The organism is Corynebacterium sp. HMSC14B06 (assembly GCF_001807075.1).
GTDB classification, from domain to species: domain Bacteria; phylum Actinomycetota; class Actinomycetes; order Mycobacteriales; family Mycobacteriaceae; genus Corynebacterium; species Corynebacterium jeikeium_D.
The window spans coordinates 127,812-135,320 of record NZ_KV787368.1 but is presented as its reverse complement, the minus strand read 5'-3'; the positions used below and the strand labels follow the sequence as shown (position 1 = coordinate 135,320).

Below are 7,509 nucleotides of genomic sequence, written 5' to 3'. Positions count from 1 at the left end.
CCATTATCGGGGACACTCACAAGGTAACGGGCGGCACCGCCCAGCTACAGATCCAAATCCAACGACGCACCTGGGATGGCGTCCAGCAGCCGCTGGGTGTATTCCTTCTCCGGGTGGTCGAAGAGATCGTCGGTCGGACGGTGTTCAACCATCTTGCCGTGCTCCATCACGATGACCTCATCAGCCACCTGCCGCACCACAGCGAGGTCGTGCGTAATAAAGAGGTAGGCCAAATCCATCTCTTCCTGCAGCTCAGCGAGCAGTTCGAGCACCTGAGCCTGCACCACCACGTCGAGGGCCGATACTGCCTCGTCACAGACCACAACCTCAGGGTTCAGGGCCAGCGCACGCGCAATCGCCACACGCTGTCGCTGACCACCCGACAGTTCACCGGGGAAGCGGCGACCCATCTCCGCGGGCAGCGCGACGCGGTCGAGCAGCTCGAATACGCGCTGTTCACGTTCCTTCTTGGTGCCAATCTTGTGAATCCGCAGCGGCTCCTCAATGGAGGAGTGCACTGTACGCATCGGGTCCAGCGTCGCATACGGGTTCTGGAAAATCGGCTGAATGCGACGCCGCAGTTCCAGCTCTTCTTTACGATTCCGGCCCTGGACGCGGTTACCGTCGAAAAGCACTTCGCCCTCGGTGGGATCGAGTAGCCCCAGCGCCATGTTGGCCACGGTGGACTTGCCGGAACCGGACTCGCCCACGATACCGATGGTGCGACCGCGGCGCAGCGTAAAGCTGATGTCATCGACGGCGCGGAAGGAATCCTTGCGCCACGGACGGTCGCCGGGGATGGCAAAGTCGCGCACCAAGTTCTTCGCGACCAGAATCTCCTTCTGATCCGCATCCGATGTCGTCGGCGCCGCCACCACGCGATCACCGCGCCGGGCAGCCAGCGACGGAGCCGCCGCGATCAGCTGCTTGGTGTATGGATGCTGCGGGCGAGTGAGGACTTCCAGGGCAGGGCCGGTCTCCACGACACGTCCTGCTTGCATAACGACGAGTCGGTCAGCGCGCTCGGCAGCCAAACCGAGGTCATGAGTAATAAGCACCACGGACGTGCCGAGTTCGCTAGTGAGCTTGTCGAGGTGGTCGAGGATCTTCTTCGCCACGGTCACGTCGAGCGCGGAAGTGGGCTCATCGGCAATCAGTGCCTTTGGGTGCGCGGCCAAGCCCATCGCGATAAGTGCGCGCTGGCGCATACCACCGGAGAACTCGTGCGGGTATTGGTCGATGCGCTTTTTAGCATTCGGCAGGCCGGCCTGTTCCAGCAGCTCAATCGACTTTTTGTGGGCTTCAGAGCCAGTGGCGATGTTATTGGCGCGCAGCGCCTCCTTAATCTGGGAACCGATAGTCCACACCGGATTGAGGTTGGTCATCGGATCCTGGGGGACCAGGCCAATGCCGTTGCCGCGGATGCTAACAAACTCGCGGTCCGTCAAGTGTGTGATGTCACGGCCATCGAAGGTGATGGTGCCACCGGTGACTTCACCATCCCCGGGCAACAGCCCCAGCGCGGCGTGGACAGTGGTGGACTTACCCGAGCCGGACTCGCCGACAATGGCGACCGTCTCACCGGGGAAAACCTCCAGGTTGACGTCATGCACCACATCGGTCAACGATTTACTGCGGCGGCCGGACGCTGTGGTCGTCGGAAAGCCAATGCAGACATCCTTCAAGGTGAGAATGGGCGCTGCGGAAGTATTGGTGTCGGTGCTCATCGACGACGCTCCTTCGGGTCGAGAGAATCCTTCAAAGCGTCACCCATGAGGATGAAGCCGAGAACGGTAATCGCCAGGGCGAGTGCTGGCCAGAACAGGTTGGACGGGGCCTGGCGGAGCACCTGCTGTGCGACAGAGATGTCGTTGCCCCAGGAAACGGTGGTCGTCGGCAAGCCAATGCCCAAGTAGGACAGCGTGGCCTCGGCGACGATGTAAATACCCAGCGAGGTCGTGGCCATGACGATGACAGGGGCGAGGCAGTTCGGCAGCACATGGCGGAAGAGAATGCCAGTGCTGGACAGACCGAGCGCCTTGGAGGCGGTGACGTATTCCTCGTTTTTCACTGAGATCACCGAGGAGCGCACCACGCGCGCCATCTGCGGCCAGCCGAAAGCAGCGAGCACGAAGACCACGGACCAAATGGTGCGTTCGGTAAACAGCTGCATCAGCACGATGCCGGCGAGAATCAGGGGGATGGCAAAGAACATGTCCGTGATGCGGGAGAGCACCGCGTCGACCCAACCGCCGAGATAGCCAGCGATGGCACCGAGGATGATGCCCACCACGGTCACGGCAAGGGTGACGCCGATGCCGACGATGACCGAGGCGCGGGCACCGTAGATGACACGGGCGTAGACGTCGTAGCCCTGCTGAGTGAAGCCCATCGGGTGGCCGTCGCGGGCTGGGGCCAGCGAGTCACGCAGGTTTGCCGCCGTCGGGTCCACAGAGGTGAACAGCGACGGGAACGCGGCCACTGCGATGGAGAGCAAAATAATGAATGCGGAAACCCAGAACAGTGGGCGGTAACGCAGGTTCTGCCAGGCCGAACCCCAGAGCCCCAGTGGTGGGGTATCCGGCAACTGCTTGTGGTCGGGGTTCGTCGCCGGGTTTGGTGCCTGTGCGGCGTTGGCCTGGGTGGTGCCGGACTGTGCGGTGCCGGTATGCGCGGCGTTGGACTGCTTTTCTGGCTGCGTCGAATCTAACTGCGTCGAATCTGGCTTAGGCATAACGAATCCTCGGATCCAGGACTGCGTAGAGCAAGTCGATGAGCAAGTTGGCGAACATGTAAATAACCACCAGGATGGTCACGATGCTGACCACGGTGGGAGCTTCACCAATCTGGACGGCGTGGAAGATCAGGCCACCGATACCTGGCACGTTGAAGATGCCCTCGGTGACAATTGCGCCGCCCATCAGAGCCGCGAGATCAGCGCCGATGAAGGTCACAACGGGAATCAGCGAGTTACGCAAGATGTGGCGGCGGGTGACTTCAGAGGTTGGCAAGCCCTTGGCGCGGGCAGTGCGCACGAAGTCGGCATGGCGTGCCGACGAGACCTCGGAGCGCGTCAGTCGCAGAACATAAGCAACCGAGACGAGACCCAGCACGAATGCCGGCAGCAGCAGGGAGGTAAAGGAGGCATCGCTACCAACGGTGGGGGAGACAATCTCCCAGCGCACACCGAAGAGGTAGCGGGCCACGAAGCCGAGCACGAAGGTCGGAGTTGCGATAACCAGCAGGGACATCACCAGAACGGTGGAGTCGAAGAAGCCACCCTTGCGCATACCGGCAATAACGCCGAGGCCGATACCGAAAATGGCCTCAATGGCAACGGCCATCAGCGCCAGGCGAATCGTAATAGGGAAGGCCAGCGCGATTTCCTCGCCGACCGAGCGACCGGAGAAGGTCTCGCCCATATCCAGGGTGAACAGGCCCTTGAGGTACTCCCAGTACTGGACGAGGAAAGGCTCATCCAGGTGGTAGTGGGCGCGCAGTGCTGCGACCTGCTCCGGTGGCAGCTGCTTATCGCCAGCCAGTGCGGCAATGGGGTCGCCTGGCATGGCGAAGACCATTGCATAAATCAGCAGTGTGGCACCGAAGAATACCGGCACCATCTGTAGGAGTCTCTTTCCGATATACCAACCCATGGTGCTAGTCCTTCTCAATCATTGGGTAGTCCAAGATGCCGTCCCACATCACTACGGCATTGCGCAGCTTCGGGTTCCACGCCACCGAAGCATTGGGGTACCACAGCGGAATCGCTGGCAGGTCCTCCATCAGCACAGACTGAGCCTTGACATAAATTGGCTTGGCATCTTCTGCGCTCTTTGCCGAGGCCGCCTCCTGAATCAGCTTGTCGAACTCCGGGTTCGAGTAGTGGTAGTCATTCGAGGAACCGCCAGTGACGAACTGCGGGATCATGTAGTTGGCCACTGACGGGTAGTCCGCTGACCAGCCAGTGCGGTAGCCGCTGGTGATGGTCTCGTTGGAGATTTCATCGCGCAACTGCTTGAAGGTCGGGTAGGCCTTGCCGTGGGAATCGATGCCGAGGGTTTCGCCAATCATGTTGGTCACCGCTTCGACCCACTGCTGGTGTCCGCCGTCGGCGTTGTAGGCGATGTCGAACGAGCCGGTAAACGGTGCAATTTTGTTGGCTTCGGCCCACAGTTGGCGGGCCTTCTTCGGGTTGTATTCCAGCACCTCTTGGCCAGGTACGTTCGGGTCAAGGTCGCCGAGCGTCAACGAGCTGAACTCGCGCGCCGGGGTGCGGGTGTCGAAGAAAATCTTCTCAGTGATCAGTTTCCGGTCAATCGCCATGGAAATCGCTTGACGACGAAGCTTGCCCTCTTCACCCGAAAAACCTGGCAGATTTCGCGGAATTGCGAAGTACTGCGAAGACGAGGTCGGGACGTTTGCGCTGGAGTCGGGGAAGTCCGTTTCGAAGCTGGCCAGGGCTGTTGGTGGAATTGTGCGTGGCAGCGTGTCCAGGCGGCCTGCCTGGAGGTCTGCATATGCGGTGTCCACGTCCGAGTAGAAGCGGTATACCAGGCCGTTGTTACGGGCCTTGTGCTCACCGGCGAAGTCATCATTGCGAACCACAGTTAGCTGGTTGTTGTGCAGCCAAGCGCGGCCTTCGGCCATCTTGTACGGTCCATTGCCGATTGGGTGTTCACCGAAAGCCTTCTTGTCTTCGAACGCGGCCTTCGGCAGCGGCATAAACGCGACATAGCCGAGGCTGAGCGGGAAGGAAGAATCTGGGTTGGTCAGATCCACGGTGAACCTCAGGTCATCGACCTTTTTCAGGCCGGAGAGTGTTTTCTCCGTGGCCTTTTCTCCCGAAACAGCATCAAAACCCTGCACGTTGGCGAAGAAGGACTGCTGCTTCTGCAGGTTCGGTCCGTAGGCGGCGTAATTCCAGGCATCGATGTAGCTCTGCGCGGTGACTGGTTCGCCGTTGTGGAAGGTCCAGCCCGGTTTCAGCGTGATGTCGAAATGAGTCGAGTCCTCGTTGGGCTTAATTTCTGCCGCATGGTCCAGGATCATCGAGCCGTCGGTGTCGTAGCGCACCAGACCTGAGTAGAGCATGCGGAGGATATCGCCACCACCGGTTTCATTGGTGTCAGTGGTGTACAGCGGCGACTGTGGTTCGGAGTTCTGGACCACAATGAACCCCGCGCCGACCTGTTGCTGGTCAGTGCTGCAGGCAGCGAGCGCGCTTCCTGGCAAGGCGATTACCAGCAAAGCCGCCAGGATCTGGCGGACATGCAGCGTGAACTTTCCTTTTCCGCTGAGCGTTGTTGCGTGCAGTTTTGTGGCACGGGACTTCTCTCGCTGTCGGAGCTTCCGCCGGAGTTTCTGCCGGGTGTGGAAGGGGCCGGAGGCAACGGGTCTATGCATCGCGAGCCTTTCTAGATTCTGCCAGATAGGCGATATGAATTTGGTGATCGGCTCACTCCAAATGGCTTAGATACCCACCTCCCACCTGCATAAGCAATGGTGGTGACAACTTGGGTGTGGTGGACTCTAAGGTTTGGATACGACCGTTCAATACAGTCTCTAACCATACAAGTCCAAAAACATATGAGTATTAATCAGGCGAATCATCCCTTATTTGACGGTGTCTTTTACCCTCGATTGGGGAGTTAATCCTGTGCAGTGGTGCAACGTTGTAACATTCTGGCACCCCCGCAGGGGTTGGGGCTGCTGAATTTCTGGCTGTCCCACCGCCGGGCTCCTGTCCGGCCCCATCCGCGACTTCACGACACAGGTGTCACCTCATGCCCCCTCCACAGCTGGCACGAGGTGACACCTGTGTCGTGAAGTGGGCTTTGGAAGAGGAAGTGGACTTTGGAGGAGGCGGAGAGGCAGCGCATTAAGTCCCACAGTACGAGTGGAAAGCACCCAACTCCCGCGGTGCCGGCTCCGTGAACCCCGCAGGGACGTCTTGCGACTCAAAGGGGTTGGTTACCGCCTCCAGCAGGTGCCGGTAGTCGGTCAGATCCCCCGCCCCTGCCGCCGCTAACGCTTCCGTGACCAGGTAGTTTCGCGGAATATACAGCGGATTCGTTTCCTCCATAAGTGTCAGGGCCGTCGTCTGGTCGATTCCCAGCTCTTCCCGCGTCTGCTTCCACAACTGCCCCCACTCAGCCGCGGCGGCGGGGAACGCAGGATCAGCGGTCAGCCTGGTCAGCGCAGCCAACGCAGCAACTGTATCCCCATCACCATCGGCCAGAACCTCAATCAGCGCCCGATGAGCATTCGTGTGGTCGAGCCCAAACTTCGCCAGCAACGCCTGCCACTGCTGTACCAAGGGGGTGGCCAGCGGGTCGTCGTAAAGCGAGGGGAGAATCCCCAACTTGGGCAGCCACCTGCGGCTGAGCGCATCGGTGAATTCGTCGGCGAATTCTCCCAGGATGTCGCGGGCGCGTGTGAGGGCATCCTCCGGGGTGCCTGCGAAATGCGGTAGCAAAGTCTCCGCGAGCTTCGACATGTTCCACCCCGCGATTGTTGGCTGCGCGCCGAACGCGTATCGACCGCCGCGATCAATGCTGCTAAACACCGCCCGCGGATCGTGCGCATCCAGAAACGCACACGGCCCAAAGTCGATGGTCTCGCCCGCGATGCTGGCATTGTCGGTGTTCATCACGCCGTGGACAAAACCGCAGGCCAGCCACGCCGCAACGAGATTGGCTTGCCGCTTGACGACGTCCCGGAGAACCGATTCCGCCGAACCCTCGTAGCCATGCCGCTGCGCGGCAAAGTCGATGAGCCGGTCCATGATTCCGGTGTCCGCTCCGGAGCGTGCGACCAGCTCGAACGTGCCAACTCGCAGGTGGCTGGATGCTACGCGCACGACAATGCCGCCCGGTTGAAGTTCGGTGGTGGGGTCGGTGTTGTCGAATGGGGTTTGCGAGCCGCGGTAAATCTCTTCGCCGGTTTTGATGACCGCCAGCGCGCGGGTGGTGGGGATGCCGAGCGCATACATGGCTTCGCTGATGAGGTACTCCCGCAGGGCGGAGGTCAGCGTGGCTTTGCCGTCACCGCCACGGGAGAAGGGTGTGGGGCCGGTGCCTTTCGCCTGAATCTCGTAGGCCTGGGTGTTGTCGCTGCGGGTTGTCTCTTTGGGGTAATCCGGCAGTCCAGTCAGCCCCGGTTCAGCCTCAACTGTGGCAAGCAAGAGCGCGCGACCATCACCGAGTAGGCCTGCGAAGTTACCGAACTGGTGGCCGGCGTAGGCCGTGGACACCGGGGTTGTGTATGCGCCGGGTGGGGTATCGGTTTCCTTGCCGACTCCGCGGCCAGTGAGGAACTTCAGGCCAGCGTCTGACCGGAGCCACTGTGGGGAGAGACCGAGCTGGGTCGCGAGTTCCTCGTTAAGCACGACGAGCTGCGGCGATGGGGCGTCAAACCCCTGCTGGTCGATAGCGAGTTCAGGCAGTGCGGAGGGCAGATCAACGACGTTTCTAGCCATGTGCGCAGTTTAACGGGGATGTCCTTACAGGT

At 60.6% G+C, this 7,509-nt stretch carries 5 protein-coding genes; all 5 read right to left on the bottom strand.

The features are described from left to right. Positions 1-44: 44 nt before the first annotated feature. The 5 genes from HMPREF3130_RS04610 to HMPREF3130_RS04590 all read right to left on the bottom strand — a co-directional run bounded on the left by HMPREF3130_RS04610 (position 45) and on the right by HMPREF3130_RS04590 (position 7,477). Positions 45-1,727 carry a dipeptide ABC transporter ATP-binding protein gene (locus HMPREF3130_RS04610; protein WP_070429423.1) on the bottom strand — a complete coding sequence of 561 codons (1,683 nt, stop codon included), beginning with the start codon at positions 1,725-1,727 and terminating at the stop codon, positions 45-47. Continuing rightward, complete coding sequence (locus HMPREF3130_RS04605; RefSeq protein WP_070429422.1) at positions 1,724-2,734, bottom strand: ABC transporter permease; 1,011 nt, start codon at positions 2,732-2,734, stop codon at positions 1,724-1,726. Before HMPREF3130_RS04605 ends, HMPREF3130_RS04610 begins: the two co-directional genes overlap by 4 nt. Continuing rightward, the gene (locus HMPREF3130_RS04600; RefSeq protein ID WP_016421610.1) at positions 2,727-3,653 is read right to left on the bottom strand and encodes an ABC transporter permease; all 927 of its coding nucleotides are present in this window, start codon (positions 3,651-3,653) and stop codon (positions 2,727-2,729) included. The genes HMPREF3130_RS04605 and HMPREF3130_RS04600 overlap by 8 nt, the downstream gene beginning before the upstream one ends. Positions 3,654-3,657: 4 nt before the next feature. Next, a complete protein-coding gene (locus HMPREF3130_RS04595; RefSeq protein WP_069358931.1) occupies positions 3,658-5,403 on the bottom strand; it encodes a peptide ABC transporter substrate-binding protein in 1,746 nt (581 codons plus the stop codon). Positions 5,404-5,878: 475 nt separating this feature from the next. Next, the gene (locus HMPREF3130_RS04590) at positions 5,879-7,477 is read right to left on the bottom strand and encodes a protein adenylyltransferase SelO family protein (protein WP_070429421.1); all 1,599 of its coding nucleotides are present in this window, start codon (positions 7,475-7,477) and stop codon (positions 5,879-5,881) included. Positions 7,478-7,509 lie beyond the last annotated feature (32 nt).

Excerpts from the sequence above, each read along its gene's own strand:
- HMPREF3130_RS04610 (WP_070429423.1), bottom strand. The coding sequence starts at position 1,727 with ATGAGCACCGACACCAATACTTCCGCAGCGCCCATTCTCACCTTGAAG.
- HMPREF3130_RS04605 (WP_070429422.1), bottom strand. The coding sequence starts at position 2,734 with ATGCCTAAGCCAGATTCGACGCAGTTAGATTCGACGCAGCCAGAAAAG.
- HMPREF3130_RS04600 (WP_016421610.1), bottom strand. The coding sequence starts at position 3,653 with ATGGGTTGGTATATCGGAAAGAGACTCCTACAGATGGTGCCGGTATTC.
- HMPREF3130_RS04595 (WP_069358931.1), bottom strand. The coding sequence starts at position 5,403 with ATGCATAGACCCGTTGCCTCCGGCCCCTTCCACACCCGGCAGAAACTC.
- HMPREF3130_RS04590 (WP_070429421.1), bottom strand. The coding sequence starts at position 7,477 with ATGGCTAGAAACGTCGTTGATCTGCCCTCCGCACTGCCTGAACTCGCT.